Here is a 14,659-nt window from a genome sequence, read left to right on the forward strand (position 1 = left end):
AGCAATGACTATGCGTCCGGAGTGGCGCATGGCTGGCAAGTCAGGTTCTGCCTGAGTTGCTGGTTCGACACCCGTGCCGGATTCCCGTCCCAGGCACGGGCGTTGTGTCGAGATGCTCGATGGTATCGGGAGCAGGGTTCTGTCTGCTTATTGCCTTCAGATATGAAGGAAGCATGAAGGTTTAATCAGACTGTACGGTATGGTTTGCTATTGCCGCAGGTTAAAACTGTGTTAGCATCCGCTCCTAATTGGCTGTGCCTACACGGGTACCAACAAAAATGATCAAGCAGCGTACGCTCAAAAATATTATCCGGGCTACCGGCGTTGGCCTGCACACAGGCGACAAGGTCTACATGACCCTGCGGCCTGCAGCGCCAAATACCGGCATTGTGTTTCGCCGCACGGATCTTGAACCGCCGGTCGATATTCGCGCCCGTCAGGACAACGTTGGCGACACCAGCTGGTCGACCACGCTGGTCAACGGCGAAGCCAAAGTTTCAACCGTCGAGCATCTTCTTTCTGCCATGGCAGGATTAGGCATCGACAATGCTTACGTGGACCTTTCAGCGCCGGAAGTTCCGATCATGGACGGCAGTGCCGGCCCCTTCGTGTTCCTGCTGCAGTCCGCCGGTATCGAAGAACAGAACGTGGCGAAGCGCTTCATCCGCATCAAGAAGCCGGTGAAAGTGCAGGAAGGCGACAAGTGGGCCAGCATCTCGCCCTTCGAAGGTTTCAAGGTCGGCTTTTCGATCGACTTCAATCATCCGATCATCAGCAAGCGCACTTCGCGTGCCGAAATTGATTTTTCGACGACCTCTTTCGTCAAGGAAGTCAGTCGTGCACGTACGTTCGGTTTCATGCGCGACATCGAGATGATGCGCGAAAAGAATCTCGCGCTCGGCGGCTCGATGGACAATGCGGTGGTACTCGATGATTACCGCGTGCTCAACGAAGACGGCCTCCGCTACGAGGACGAGTTCGTCAAGCACAAGATTCTCGACGCAATCGGCGATCTGTACTTGTTGGGTCACAGCCTGATCGGTGCCTACAGCGCGCACAAGTCCGGTCATGAGCTCAACAATAAGCTTTTACGCACGCTGATGGCTGACGTCACAGCATGGGAAGAAGTGAGCTACCAGGATGACCCAGCGACTTCGCCGATCTCCTACGCGCACCCCGCACAGGCGGTTTGATTCATCTAACGCCTGGAAAACAAGCAAGTTAACCAAAAAGCCACGTCTTCAGACGTGGCTTTTTGGTTTTGCGACATGCCGCTCAATCGACCTGATTTCGTTCACATGTTCTCGACATTTGTTGCAATGGGGTCGGGAAGTCGTGCTATAAATCTCCGCTTGGTACAAATGCTGAAACGGCTTTTTGAGTGTCAGCGAATAACGTTCAAAATGGTTGAAGCCGAACACATTGGCAGTTTAGCGTCCGGTTTTGGCTTGGGAATCAGTGGTTTCGGCGAGGGACGCCAATCCAAGGAACAGTGCCCGCAATTCGGGGTCTGAGAGCGAAGCTGCCGTTGCCTGAAGATGGGCAGCCGCGGCGGGAGAAAGCGGTTTTGACCTGTCCGGCTCGATCACGACCGGCGGTTGGGGGGCCACTTTCACGGTGACTGAACTGGCGCTTGTGCCGATGGCGTGGGCGGTGGCAAGGATCTGCGTCTGCATGAGACGCAGGCGCGTTGCCCAGGCCGGTGATGACGCCAGAAAGACGAGGCGATCGTTGCGCAGGTTGGCGAATCTCACCTGCTCGCGCAATGGCGATGGCAACGTCTGGCGCAAGGCGCGATCCAGCGCTTCGAGCTCGCTGGCCTTTTTGGCCAGCGTAGCGAAGGAGCCGCAGTCGACAAGGGACTTCGGTCCGTTGCCCATGCGGCGGGAAGTGGCCTGATTGGGGCCGGCTGGAGTGGTGCGTTGCACGGTGCCCGCATTCGATTTTGGAAACATATGCAAATCATACTCGTCTCACGTTCGCGCAAATTGCCCAAAACACTTGATCTGGCCGACCGGCGCGTACGCTGGAAGCTGCTTTCGACACTGGCGCTGGCAATTGTGGGATGTGTGGGGGCAGGCGTTGGTCTGGCTTTGACCGTGGCCAGTCCACGTGATCGGGCGCTGTCGCAAATTCACGAACTGCAGCAGCAGATACGACAACAAAACACCCAGCTCGGCGGCGTACGCGAAGATTCCCAGCGCGGGCTTGATGCACTGGCGGTCAAGCTGGGCCAGCTGCAGGCACAGTCGACACGACTGAACGCGTTGGGCGAGCGTCTTACCGAAGTCGGCAAGCTTGACGCCAGTGAATTCAATTTCGATCAGCAGCCGGCGGTCGGTGGTGTCGAGGACGTCAGCGGTAGCGCCTATGCCTTGCCGCAGACACTCGATAGCAGTATCAGCCAGTTGGCGACTCAGTTTGATAGCCAGCAGGCGCAGTTGTCTGCGTTGCAGAGCCTGTTGCTGGATGCCAAGATCGAATCGAATCTGAAACCTACCGGTATGCCGGTGGAGGGCTATATATCATCGTATTTCGGTGCGCGCCCGGATCCGTTCGATGGTCGCTCCGCTCGCCACACCGGCATCGACATTGCCACCCCTTACGGCACGCCTGTGCATGCTGTGGCCGAGGGCATGGTCACCTACGCCGGCGTGCGTAATGGCTACGGCAATGTGATCGAGATCGATCATGGCAATGGCTACATGACTCGCTATGCACACAACAGCGCGCTGGAAGTGCATGCGGGCGAACACGTTCAGGTCGGTACCGTCGTTGCGCAGGCCGGCTCCACGGGGCGTTCGACCGGCTCGCACGTGCATTTTGAAGTCTGGTACGACGGTCGCGTGGTCAATCCGCTGGCTTTCGCACGCAATCATCGGTAGCTGAAGGCTTCCAAAGACTGGCGGTACCCTTGAATCTGGATGCGACAGCCGCCATCCGGGTCTCTGGGTCGAAACTCTGCTCGTGTGAACCACGCACATAGGCTTCAGGTGCAGACGCTCGCTCTTCAAGGCTGCCAAATAAGGGGCCGTAAAACTGGTTCGCATAGGCATGTAGTAATATGCCTGACTGGCTTGCGCGTGTTGCAGGCAACTTGTTTCCCAATCCGGAAGATCGATGTTCAACCGTGCCCTGACGAGTCTTTTCGGTAGCCGCAACGATCGCGTGCTGCGCCAGCTTTCCCGAAGTGTTTCCCGCATCAATGCGCTGGAGTCCGAGTTCGAAAAGCTGAGCGACGACGCCCTGCGTGGCAAGACCGAAGAGTTCAAGCAGCGCGTTGCCGGCGGCGAGTCATTGGACAAGCTGTTGCCGGAAGCCTTTGCGGTGGTGCGTGAGGCGGCCAAACGCACGCTGGGCATGCGCCATTACGACGTGCAGATGATCGGTGGCATGGTGCTGCATTCGGGCAAGATCGCCGAAATGCGCACCGGTGAAGGCAAGACCCTGGTTGGCACGTTACCGGTATATCTCAATGCGCTGGCCGGCAATGGTGTGCATGTGGTTACGGTCAACGATTACCTGGCGCGCCGCGACTCCGCGCAGATGGGCAAGCTGTACAACTTTCTTGGTCTCAACGTGGGTGTGGTGTATCCGGGGATGGATCACGCCGACAAGCACGAGGCTTACGCTGCCGATATCACCTACGGCACCAACAACGAATTCGGCTTCGACTACCTGCGCGACAACATGGCGCTCAGCAAGGAGCAGCGCTACCAGCGCGGCCTGCATTACGCCATCGTCGATGAGGTCGATTCGATCCTGATCGACGAAGCGCGCACGCCGCTGATCATCTCCGGTCCGGCGGAGGATTCGCCGCAGCTGTATCTGGCGGTGAACAAGATCGTGCCGCGGATGATCCGCCAGCCCGACGAAACCAGTCCTGGCGACTACTGGGTCGATGAAAAGCAGAAGCAGGTGCACCTGTCCGAAGAGGGCATGCAGCACGCCGACGAATTGCTGCGCGAAGCCGGCGTCATTGAGCAGGACAGTGGCCTGTACGACTCGAAGAATCTGGCAGTAGTGCATCACCTCAACGCGGCTCTGCGTGCGAACGGTATTTACCAGCGCGATGTCGATTACATCGTGCGCGACGGTGAGGTCATCATCGTCGACGAGTTCACGGGACGTACCCTGGCCGGGCGCCGTTGGTCCGATGGCCTGCATCAGGCCGTCGAGGCGAAGGAAGGCGTACCGATCCAGCGCGAAAACCAGACGCTGGCCACGGTGACGTTCCAGAATCTGTTCCGCATGTACAAGAAGCTGGCCGGCATGACCGGCACGGCCGATACCGAGGCGTTCGAGTTCCAAAGCATCTACGGCCTGGAAGTGGTGGTCATTCCGACTCACATGCCGATGATCCGCAAAGACAACTCGGACATGATTTTCCTCGCGCAGGATCCGAAATACCGAGCGGTGATCGAGGACATCAAGGCCTGCCACGAGCGCGGCCAGCCGGTGCTGGTCGGTACTACTTCGATCGAGGTGTCCGAGCTGTTGTCTGGTCTGCTTACACAGGCGAAGGTGACTCACGAGGTCCTCAATGCCAAGCAGCACGAGCGCGAAGCGCACATCGTGGCGCAGGCTGGCGCACCAGGGCAGGTGACCATCGCCACCAATATGGCTGGTCGCGGTACCGATATCGTGCTCGGTGGCAGCCTCGAAGCGGCAATGTCCAAGCTGCCCGAGGGCGCCAGCGAGATCGAGCGCCAGCGTGTCAAGACCGAATGGAAAAAGCTGCACGAGCAGGTGCTCGCCGCCGGCGGCCTGCACATCATCGGCACCGAGCGACACGAGTCGCGCCGTATCGATAACCAGCTGCGCGGCCGTTCGGGTCGGCAGGGCGATCCGGGTTCCTCGCGCTTTTATCTGTCGCTGGAAGACAATCTGCTGCGCATCTTCGGCGGCGAAGGCCTTATCCGCTGGATGAAGCGCTTCGGCATGAAGGACGACGACGCGCTGGAAGATCGCATGATCAGCCGGCAGATCGAAAAGGCCCAGCGCAAGGTCGAGCAGCACAACTTCGATATCCGCAAACACCTGCTTGAATTCGATGACGTTGCCAACGATCAGCGAAAAGTGATCTATCGCCAGCGCGACGAATTGCTCGAGGGTGAAGAGGTTTCCGCCACGGTCACTGACATCCGCGAGGATGTCGTGCAGTCGTTGGTGCGCGCGCACGTGCCAGCTGAAAGCATCGACGAGCAGTGGGATATCCCCGCGCTGAATCGTGAGCTCGAAAGCGAATTTGGTCTTTCGCTCGATTTGCCGAATTGGATCGAACAGCAGCACGAGATCGACGCCGAGATGATTCTTGGCCACGTGCGCGAATCCGTGGACGGGTTTTTCCAGGCCAAGGAAGCGCAGGTCGGCGCAGACACCATGCGTCAGCTGGAAAAGCACATCATGCTCACCGTGGTAGACAACGCCTGGAAAGATCATCTGGCCAACATGGACTACCTGCGCCAGGGCATCTATCTGGTCGGTTACGCTCAGCAGGATCCGAAGCAGGCGTTCAAGCGCGAGTCGTTCAAGCTGTTTTCTGAAATGCTCAACCGGATCAAGGCCGAAGTGGTGCAGATGCTGGCACGTATCCGCATCCGCAGCGAGGAAGAGGTCGCGGCGATGGAAGCCGAGCAACAGCGTTTGGCCGAGCGCCTGCAGACGCAGATGCTGGCTACCGGCGGTGGCGCTCCGGCGAATGCGTTTGCGGCACCGTCGGTCGAAGCCTCAGGCAATACCGGCAACTATCAGCGCTTGCCGGAACCGGATAATGGCCCGAAGGTCGGTCGCAACGATCCGTGCCCGTGTGGCTCAGGCAAAAAGTACAAACATTGCCACGGGCAACTGGCCTGATCCATTTAGGTTGAAAGGCTTCTGCTCAATCAAGAAAAACCCCGCTGAGGCGGGGTATTTCATTGGCTGAAACTCAATCCTCGCCACCTGGCGGTCGTTTTCGGTGTGGCTCCGCGTTGACGGTGATGTACTGCGGCTCTTCGCCATCAATCCGCAGTGCCGTCAGTTTGCCGCCCCAGACACAACCGGTGTCGATGGCATGCACGCCGAGTCCGGCAAAGCGTCCCAGCGCCGACCAGTGGCCGCAGACGATCTGCGTTTCGCGACGGCGCATGCCGGGAACCTCGAACCATGGATACAGACCGGGTTTCTGCGTGCCAGGAATATCCTTGGCGTCAAAATCGATCCGGCCATTGACGTCGCAGTAGCGCATCCGGGTCATGGTGTTGATCGTCGCACGCTGGCGATCCAGCCCCTGCAGACGGCTCGACCATACGGCCGGGCGATTGCCGAACAGATTGCGCAGCAGTCGCGGATGCCGTGGGCTGGACAGCTCGCGCTCGACATCCTGTGCCGCGCGCTGCGCCTGCTTCAGGGTCCACATTGGCGCGAGACCCGCATGCACCATCGTCCAGTTGAGTTGTTCGTCGTGATGCAGGAGTTTTTGCGAACGCAGCCATTCGAACAGCACGGGAGCGTCATCGGCGAAGAGCACTTCGCGCAACTCCGGATTTACCCGTGCCTGTGCATCCGGCCTACGCTGCGCGATCGCCAGCAGGCTGAGGTCGTGATTGCCAAGCGTCACCACACTGGACTCGCGCAGCTCGTGGATCAGCCGCAGCGTATCCAGCGATTGTCCGCCACGGTTGACCAGGTCGCCACAAAACCACAGCTGATCCTGCGACGGATCAAAGCGCAGTTTCTCCAGCAGACGCTGCAGTTCGGGATAACAACCCTGCACGTCGCCAATGGCGTACGTGGCCATGGTCAGATCGCGTCCATCAGTGCAGCGTGCGCGGGATGGACAGGGTGAAGGTCGGGATCGGCGCCTCGAAATGCGTGCCGTCATCGGCCAGCATTTGATAACTGCCGCCCATGGTGCCGACCGGCGTCTCCAGCACGGCACCGGAGGTGTATTCGAAGTCATCGCCCGGGCGCATCCATGGCTGCTCGCCGACCACGCCGTCGCCACGCACTTCCTCCACCTTGCCGTTGGCGTCGGTGATCATCCAGTGGCGGGTCAGCAGGCGCGCAGGCATGTCGCCTTCGTTGCGCAGGGTAATTGTGTAGGCGAAAACGTAGCGATTGTCACCGGGCTTCGATTGATCGGGGACGAAGCGCGTTTCGACCTGCACACCGATCGTGTAGGAAGCTTTTTCATTCATGGCCCGATTGTAAGGCTTGCCACCGTGAATGGGGTGCAGCCTTCACGTCTGTGGTGAAACCCGGGCGATAAATCTATTCGCGTGACTGCGCGCTGTAGACCTTGGCCAGTCGCACAAAGTCTTCTGGTGCCAGCGTTTCAGCGCGCGCCTTGGGGTCGACATCGGCGCTGCGGATGGCGTCACTGTCGAGTAACTGCTTGAGTGCGTTGCTGAGCGTCTTGCGCCGCTGTGCGAAGGCGGCCTTCACCACGGCATAAACATGCGTGGGATCGGCGTCGTGCTGCTGTTCAGGCAACAGCGGCAGCAGGCGCACGACAGATGATTCCACTTTCGGCGGTGGACGAAATGCCTCGGGCGGCACGTCGAACAGCGGCTCGACCCGGCACGCCAGCTGCAACATCACCGAGAGCCGCCCGTAGACTTTACTGCCGGGTTCGGCGGCCATGCGATCGACCACTTCCTTCTGCAGCATGAAATGCAGATCCTGGATCGCACCAAAGTGATCGACGCAGTGAAACAGGATCGGGCTGGAAATGTAATACGGCAGATTGCCGGCAATACGCAGCCGCGGTACGCCGAGGCTTTGCGCCAGCGCGGTGAAGTCCACCTTCAATACGTCGGCGTGGATGATCTGCAGCTCGCCTACGCTGGCCGCACGCGTCTGCAGACCGGGGATGAGATCAGTATCGAGTTCGATCGCGGTGAGCTTGCCGGCGGCCTTCAGCAGTGGCAGCGTCAGCGCACCTTCGCCGGGGCCGATCTCGACCACGACGTCCTCGACGCGGGGTGCAATCATGCTGACGATCTGCCCGATGTACCGCTGGTCGTGCAGAAAGTGCTGGCCAAAACTTTTCTTGGGGCGAGCGCTCATGAGGTGGTTCCTGGTGAGGTTGGCTCCTCGCCTCGTTCCTCTCCCCGCCGGGGAGAGGATGGATGAGTGGCATGGCGCGCCACGAGCTCCAATGCCATCTGCGCTGCTGCAATCAAGCTCGCGGGGTCGGCCTTGCCGGTTCCCGCAAGATCCAGCGCGGTGCCGTGATCGACCGATGTGCGGATAAATGGCAGGCCGAGCGTGAGGTTCACCGTCCGATCGAACGCCTCGCTCTTCAGCACCGGCAACGCCTGATCGTGGTACATCGCTAGCACCGCGTCGTAGTGCTGACGCTGCGCCGGTACAAAGGCGGTGTCAGCCGGCAGCGGTCCAAGCAGGTGCATGCCTTCTGCGCGCAGTGCTTGCATGGTCGGGATGATGGTGTCGATTTCCTCATGGCCCATATGGCCGGCTTCACCGGCATGCGGGTTGAGACCTAGCACCGCGATGCGCGGCGCGGCCAGGCCAAACTTTTCGTGCAGCTCCGCATGCACGATACGCAGCGTGCGCGCCAGCCATGGGCCTGTAATAGCTGCCGATACCGCAGCCAGCGGCAGATGCGTGGTGACCAGGGCAACCCGAAGCTCGGGGCTCGCCAGCATCATCACCACATCGGTGCGCGTGCGTTCGGCGAAAAATTCGGTGTGACCACTGAAGCGGATGCCAGCGTCGTTGATGGATGACTTCTGCAGCGGCGCAGTGACTACAGCGTCATAGCGGCCGGCCATGCAGCCGTCGCTGGCTTCGGCCAGCGTGGCAAGCACGTGGCTTGCGTTGATTGGATCGGGATGGCCGGGAATTTCCCGTGCAGCCAGCGGCACGTGTCTGACGCGCAGCGTTCCGGGCACTCGTTGGAATTCCGGGCTGCTGTCGTCGTCAACCAGTTCAATGGTCGTGCCGCAGCTTGCAGCGGCACGTTCGAGCAGGCTGCGGTCGGTAATCGCGATAAGGCTGGCGGGCAATGGGCTGGCGGCTAGCCTTATCAGCAGTTCCGGACCGATGCCGGCCGGCTCACCGGCCGTGATGGCGAGCCGCGGGAGTGGCGCCCCGTTCAACGTGGCTTACGGGCTAGTGCTGGTCGCGGATGCCTGATCGTCCGCTGAGCGCAGTTCGGGCACCAGGATGTTGATATAGGCACCGGCGCGCATCTGACGCAGATAGTCGTCATACGCCTGATCGGACTTGCGGTTGCCGATGGCTTGGCGCGCGTTGTTGCGGGCGATTTCATCGGTGAGATCGCTCTGGCGTGTGCCGAGTCGCTGCAAGATGTCCCAACCGGCTTCGGTCTGGAACGGCTGCGATACCTGGTTGTCCTTCAGCGCGTCGACCTGCTGGGCGATGCTCGAACCCCAATCCTGTTGCTTGAACCAACCCATGTCGCCGCCGGCATTCGCCGTGGTGGGGTCCGCCGAGTCCTTCTTCGCTGCGGCGGCGAAGTCCTCGTGTTTGTTGACGATGCGGTTATAGATGTCCTGCGCCTTCTGCTGCGCTTGTTCCGGGGTGATCAGTTCGCTCGGTTTGATCAGGATCTGTCGCGCATGATATTCGGTTACGACCTGACGGCTGGGTTCGCGCTGGCCGATCAGCTTGATGATGTTGAAGCCGGTCGGGCCGCGCAGTGCCGGACTCACGTCGCCAGGTTTCATCGCCGTAACGGTGTCGGTAAACGCCGGTGGAATAGCGTCCATGCGGCGCCAGCCCAGATCACCGCCTTCCAGCGCATCGGAGGCGTCGGAAAAGCGGATCGCCGCCGCGTTGAAATCCATGCCACCCTTGAGTGCGGCAACGGCCTGCTCGGCTTTCGCCTGGGTTGCCTGGATGGCGGCAGCGTCGGCACCGCTCGGCGTGCTGATCTGGATATGCGCCAGATGCACTTCGCCAGCCTTGTAGGTCGGGCTGCTGAGCAGGTTGGTGACCTCACTGTCGGTGACCGAGACGGAATCCTGGATCACGCTCTGGTGCAGACGCTGAACGGTGATCTGGTCGGCCAATTGCTGGCGAAACGCCGCAAAGCTGCCGCCGTCGTGTTCCACCGCTGCGCGTAGCTGATCGGCGGTCATCTTGTTCTGCTGCGCTACGCCGTTGACAGCCTGATCGACGTCGGCATCGGACACGTGAATGCCTTGATCATCCGCCTTCTGAATCTGCAGCCGATTCAGGATCAGGCGATCGAGTACCTGCTGCTGCAGCACGTTTGCCGGTGGCAGCTGGCCAGGCTGGCTGGCGTACTGCTGCTGCACTGAACGTGTGGCTTCGTTCAGTTCGCTCTGCAGGATAACGTCGTCGTTGACGACGGCAACAATACGGTCGATCGCTTGATTGGCCGGCGCGGCAGCCGCACCAGGCAGTAGCTGGGCGTGCACGGGAAGCGCGATCGCGAGCGCCAGCAGGAGAAATGCAGTGGGTTGCTTCATTATTGAAAAGCCTAGGTCGCCAAAAGTGAATGCAGAAGGGGCGAATGCAAATTATTGATAGCCGAGAATATCACGGCGCAAGGTGGGATCGATTTGGCCACCGGTTGAACCCAGTCCCTTGAAGACCACTTCAAACATGATGGCGTTGTCGCGAAGGTTGCTAGTGCTGGTCGTGGGCACGGCAACGGTGCCGTAATAGGTCTGGTTTACGTAGTTGCGATCGACGATTCTCAGTGTGACGCAGCAGCTGTCGTATTCGACGCCAGCCAGAGCTTCCACCGTTCCGGTCGCGGTATTTTCGAGGCCCTTGATTGGTTCCTCATAACTCCATGAGCCGATCAGGCGCCAATACGCGGATATCGGGTAGACCGCCGATACGCTGTATTGATCCAGCAGGCCGCGGCGATAGTGATACGAGAAATTCAGCACGCCATCGTTGCCCAGGCGGTGCTGCAATTCAAAGGCAGCCATGTCGGTTTGATGCGTATTCGGGCTCCACTGATAGGCTGTGTTGACGCGCCAGCGGTCGTTGAGCTGCATGTCGAACTGCGCGACGTAATCGGAGCCGTTGTAGTTTGTGGCGTCCGGGACTGTGTTGGCTCCGGTCGGTATCTGCACGCGCTGCGGGGTGAAATACCGGATCTGGCCGAAACTGGCGGAAATCCTCTCCACACCGTTCTCATCGAGTAGGCGGGTGGTCAGTGCGCCGGTGAGGTTGTTCGCGTTCATCTGGCGGTCGCCGCCGGCAAACTGGTTCGGGGAGAAAAGCTGATAGTAGTCGAACGACGTTGCTGAAGTGTCGAACAGTGGCAGGTCATTCTGGTTTCGGTACGGCACATACAGGTAATACGCGCGGGGCTCCAGCGTCTGTGTATAGCTGGTGCCGAACAGCGAGACACTGCGGTCGAACACCAGGCCGCTGTCCAGACTGACGATCGGCATCGAGCGGGTAGGCGTTTTGTCGGTAAAAGGCGTAGATGTACCGCTACTCAGCAGACCGTAGTAGCCGTAATTCTGGTAATCACCGCTGAGATCGTAGGCCGTGTAGCGATACGCCAGCTTCGGCCGAACGAACCAGGCTGAGTTACCCAAATCCGCCTGAATGTACGGGTAGAGATCGATGCGCTCGCCTTCCACATAGTTGGCTTTGTGGAAATCGTCGAACTCGTTGTTCGCGCCGAATTCCAGCCAGCGGGAGATCGGTATGTTCAAGTTGAGCGTCAGGTACGGCAACTTGTCGTATGGATTGACCGCATCGGTCGCGAACGGATTGGTATTTTGATAGATGAGTCCGCCGAAGGACGCGTTCCACCAGGTACCACCGCCGACAATGGCTGCGCTGGAAGCTAGGGTATAGATCACCGTACTCGACAAGGCGTTGCCGAAGTCGTAAAGATAGGCGTTATCGGACGCGTGGTTGTAGGAACCCACGAAGCTCCAACTGTCCCACAAATGCGTCGTGTCGGTGTAGTCGATCAGGTAGCGCGACTGCCCGGTGGTATTGGTGGTGCCGTCGCTCTCGCCGGTGTCGTTGGGCACGTATCCGAAGTTGAGCTGACCGTGGCTGCCGGGCGTGAGATAGCGAAATTCACCGGCCAGCATCTCTCCGCGCGAGGCGTAGTAGCGTGGATCCAGCGTGGCGTCGTAATTCGGTGCCAGATTGAAGTAGTACGGCGTGCTGATTTCGAAGCCGGAGCGACTGGTATTTCCCAGCTTCGGGTTGAGGAAGCCGCTCTTGCGCCGGTGGTCGAGTGGAAAGGTGAAATACGGCAGGTAGATAAACGGCATCTTGCCGACCCGCATGGTCGCGTTGCGCGCGGTGCCGACGCCGGTGTCCTTGTCCATCGTGATCGACTTGCCGCGGAACTCCCAGATGTGGTGGCCGACGTCGCAGGTCGAATAGGTCGCCATCGAATAGCGCGTGTGCAGGTCGTCGAACATCTGGCCCTGCTTGGCCACGCCATTGCCGCGCTCATCGAGCATCTGGTAGTGCACGTTATCGGCGATCCCGCGGCTGTCGTTGTTATTGCCGCGGATGTGGGTGCCGGCAATCAGCTGGCTCGACTCCTGATAGCGGACGTTGCCGCGGGCATCGTAGTCGGTGGTGTCGTTGTTATAGTCGACCGTGTCGGCCTGCAGCTTCTGGTCGGCGCGCTGCAGTATTACGTTGCCGGACAGGTGGAAGATCGTCTGGTTGGAGCTGTCGACGTGGTCGGATTTGACGTAGGCCGGGCTGGTGCTGCGCAGCGACGGATCCTTGCTCAGCGTTGGGTCATAGAAATCCAGCAGCGCATTGGGCCGGCATATCGCATAGTTGTAAGGACGTGGCGCGCAGTGAAAGGTGCCCAACGGACACACTTGTTCCGATCCGTCCAGGGACGACTTTGGGCGGACCTGGCCGGTGGCTTCGGCCTGGTTGCCGATCAGGGCGAGCGCAGCGGCGACGGCCAGAAGGCGGCGCGGTGGGAGCTTATGCGTCACAGTCAAAATCTGTCGGCTATGAGAGTTCGTTAAGCTAACAGAAAGACCGAGTGTAAGGCAGGCATACGTTTACCCTGCGGTCGTGCAATTCAGCTGGCATACCCCCAGTTCCGCAAAGAATTGGGGTGGAAGTGGGTTTCTGCGCTGCGTAAGCCGGGGCAGCGGGTCAGGTCGCTGATCGTCAGAGTCGGCGGCTAGTCCATCAATGCCGCGACATGCGCCGAAGCACTGGCCGCCAGCGCCGCCAGGTCGTAGCCGCCTTCGAGTGTTGAGACCAGCTTGCCGGCGGCATGCTTGTGGGCCAGCGCCACCAGGCGCTCGGTGACCCACGCATAGTCATCCTGGCCGAGCCGGATATCGGCCAGCGGGTCGCTGCTGTGAGCATCGAAGCCGGCCGAAACCAGCACCAGCTGAGGCTTGAACGCATTCAGCCGTGGCAACAGCATGCCGTCCCACAGTTCGCGGAATTCGTGCGAGCCATCGCCAGGTGATAGCGTGCCGTTGACGATATTGCCCACGCCGTGCTCGCTTTCGAAGCCGGTGCCCGGATATAGCGGCGACTGGTGGCTGGAAACAAACAGCACGCGCTTGTCCTGCTCGAAGATCGCCTGCGTACCGTTGCCGTGATGCACGTCGAAATCCGCGATCGCCACGCGCTTGAGACCGTAGGTCGACATGGCATGCGCGGCGGCGACCGCGATGCTATTGAACAGGCAGAAGCCCATCGCCTGATCGCGTGTCGCGTGATGGCCCGGAGGCCGCACGGCGCAGAATGCGCGCTGTCCGTCAGCCCCGTTCATTACAGCATCCACCGCGGCGACCACTGCGCCGGCAGCGCGCAATGCCGCATCAAGCGAGCCGGGCGACATCACGGTGTCCTCGTCAAGCCGCTGCGTGCCTTCCTGTGGTGCGCTGGCAAAAATGCGATCGACGTACTCGGCGCTGTGCGCCCGCAGCAACTGCTCGCGTGTGGCCAGCGGTGCCTCGATCCGGTCCAATGCCGCGTAACGATCGAGGTCCAGCGCATGCAGCACCGCCGACAGGCGCGCGGGGCGTTCGGCGTGGCCGACGCCGGGATCGTGTTGCAGACAGGCGGAATGGGTATAGAGCTGAAGCATAGTCAGGTTGTCGGGCAGCGGTTAATTCGTGGCGTTGGGTTTGCGGCGGCGCTCGTGCTGCCACAGCACTTCGCCGTGACCGCTGGCGCGGGCCAGCACGCGGCAAAGCACGAATAGCAGATCGGACAGCCGGTTGAGATAACGCGAAGCCTGCGGGCGAACGTCTTCGACGTGCGACAGCGCCACCACGTCACGTTCGGCACGCCGGCAGACCGTGCGGGCCAGATGGCAGGTTGCCGCCGCGATGCCGCCACCGGGCAGGATGAAATCTTTCAGCGGCGGCAGCGGCTCGTTGTAGCCGTCGAGCACGGTTTCCAGCCGATCGATATCGGCGTCGTCGATCATCGCCATGCCGGGAATGCACAGCTCGCCGCCCAGATCGAACAGCTCGTGCTGCACCTGGGTCAGCGTTTCGCGTACGGCGTCGTTGACGCCTTCGCTGGCCAGCACCATGCCGATCGTGCTGTTGAGTTCGTCCACGGTGCCATACGCGGTTACGCGCAGGGAGTCTTTCTGTACCCGCGAGCCATCGCCCAGGCCAGTGCTGCCGTCATCACCGGTGCGGGTGTAGATCTTCGAAAGGCGGTTGCCCAC

Annotated in this window: 12 protein-coding genes; 3 read left to right on the forward strand and 9 right to left on the reverse strand. The window is 60.4% G+C overall.

Annotation, left to right across the window (positions count from 1 at the left end; all coding sequences use genetic code 11):
• The first annotated feature begins 278 nt into the window (after positions 1 to 278).
• A complete protein-coding gene (gene lpxC, locus HDE79_RS04205) occupies positions 279 to 1,193 on the forward strand; it encodes a UDP-3-O-acyl-N-acetylglucosamine deacetylase (RefSeq protein ID WP_184600638.1) in 915 nt (304 codons plus the stop codon).
• A 237-nt stretch (positions 1,194 to 1,430) separates the two neighbouring features.
• Here lpxC and HDE79_RS04210 read toward each other — a convergent pair whose 3' ends face one another.
• Positions 1,431 to 1,880 carry a DUF721 domain-containing protein gene (locus tag HDE79_RS04210; RefSeq protein WP_255488234.1) on the reverse strand — a complete coding sequence of 150 codons (450 nt, stop codon included), beginning with the start codon at positions 1,878 to 1,880 and terminating at the stop codon, positions 1,431 to 1,433.
• Between the two features lie 75 nt (positions 1,881 to 1,955).
• On the opposite strand from HDE79_RS04210, the gene HDE79_RS04215 reads away from it, so the two are divergent.
• Positions 1,956 to 2,885 carry a M23 family metallopeptidase gene (locus HDE79_RS04215; RefSeq protein WP_184600640.1) on the forward strand — a complete coding sequence of 310 codons (930 nt, stop codon included), beginning with the start codon at positions 1,956 to 1,958 and terminating at the stop codon, positions 2,883 to 2,885.
• A gap of 235 nt (positions 2,886 to 3,120) precedes the next feature.
• On the forward strand, positions 3,121 to 5,856 hold the full coding sequence (gene secA, locus HDE79_RS04220; RefSeq protein ID WP_184600641.1) for a preprotein translocase subunit SecA: 2,736 nt from the start codon (positions 3,121 to 3,123) through the stop codon (positions 5,854 to 5,856).
• 73 nt (positions 5,857 to 5,929) lie between these two features.
• Here secA and HDE79_RS04225 read toward each other — a convergent pair whose 3' ends face one another.
• The 8 genes from HDE79_RS04225 to HDE79_RS04260 all read right to left on the reverse strand — a co-directional run bounded on the left by HDE79_RS04225 (position 5,930) and on the right by HDE79_RS04260 (position 14,659).
• Positions 5,930 to 6,781: a symmetrical bis(5'-nucleosyl)-tetraphosphatase gene (locus HDE79_RS04225; protein ID WP_184600642.1), complete on the reverse strand. Its 852-nt coding sequence runs from the start codon at positions 6,779 to 6,781 to the stop codon at positions 5,930 to 5,932.
• A gap of 16 nt (positions 6,782 to 6,797) precedes the next feature.
• Positions 6,798 to 7,181, reverse strand: a complete 384-nt coding sequence (apaG, locus tag HDE79_RS04230) for a Co2+/Mg2+ efflux protein ApaG (RefSeq protein ID WP_184600643.1) — start codon at positions 7,179 to 7,181, stop codon at positions 6,798 to 6,800.
• 73 nt (positions 7,182 to 7,254) lie between these two features.
• Complete coding sequence (rsmA, locus tag HDE79_RS04235; protein ID WP_184600644.1) at positions 7,255 to 8,052, reverse strand: 16S rRNA (adenine(1518)-N(6)/adenine(1519)-N(6))-dimethyltransferase RsmA; 798 nt, start codon at positions 8,050 to 8,052, stop codon at positions 7,255 to 7,257.
• Positions 8,049 to 9,107 carry a 4-hydroxythreonine-4-phosphate dehydrogenase PdxA gene (gene pdxA, locus HDE79_RS04240; RefSeq protein ID WP_184600645.1) on the reverse strand — a complete coding sequence of 353 codons (1,059 nt, stop codon included), beginning with the start codon at positions 9,105 to 9,107 and terminating at the stop codon, positions 8,049 to 8,051. Before pdxA ends, rsmA begins: the two co-directional genes overlap by 4 nt.
• Positions 9,108 to 9,113: 6 nt before the next feature.
• Positions 9,114 to 10,466: a peptidylprolyl isomerase gene (locus HDE79_RS04245; protein ID WP_184600646.1), complete on the reverse strand. Its 1,353-nt coding sequence runs from the start codon at positions 10,464 to 10,466 to the stop codon at positions 9,114 to 9,116.
• A 51-nt stretch (positions 10,467 to 10,517) separates the two neighbouring features.
• Entirely contained in the window at positions 10,518 to 12,947 is a 2,430-nt protein-coding gene (lptD, locus tag HDE79_RS04250) for an LPS assembly protein LptD (RefSeq protein WP_184600647.1), read from the reverse strand.
• A gap of 194 nt (positions 12,948 to 13,141) precedes the next feature.
• Positions 13,142 to 14,065, reverse strand: coding sequence for a histone deacetylase family protein (locus tag HDE79_RS04255; RefSeq protein WP_184600648.1), 924 nt, complete (start codon positions 14,063 to 14,065; stop codon positions 13,142 to 13,144).
• Positions 14,066 to 14,086: 21 nt separating this feature from the next.
• Positions 14,087 to 14,659: a cob(I)yrinic acid a,c-diamide adenosyltransferase gene (locus HDE79_RS04260; RefSeq protein WP_184601105.1), complete on the reverse strand. Its 573-nt coding sequence runs from the start codon at positions 14,657 to 14,659 to the stop codon at positions 14,087 to 14,089.

It is taken from the genome of Rhodanobacter sp. MP1X3, assembly GCF_014207165.1.
Classification (GTDB): domain Bacteria; phylum Pseudomonadota; class Gammaproteobacteria; order Xanthomonadales; family Rhodanobacteraceae; genus Rhodanobacter.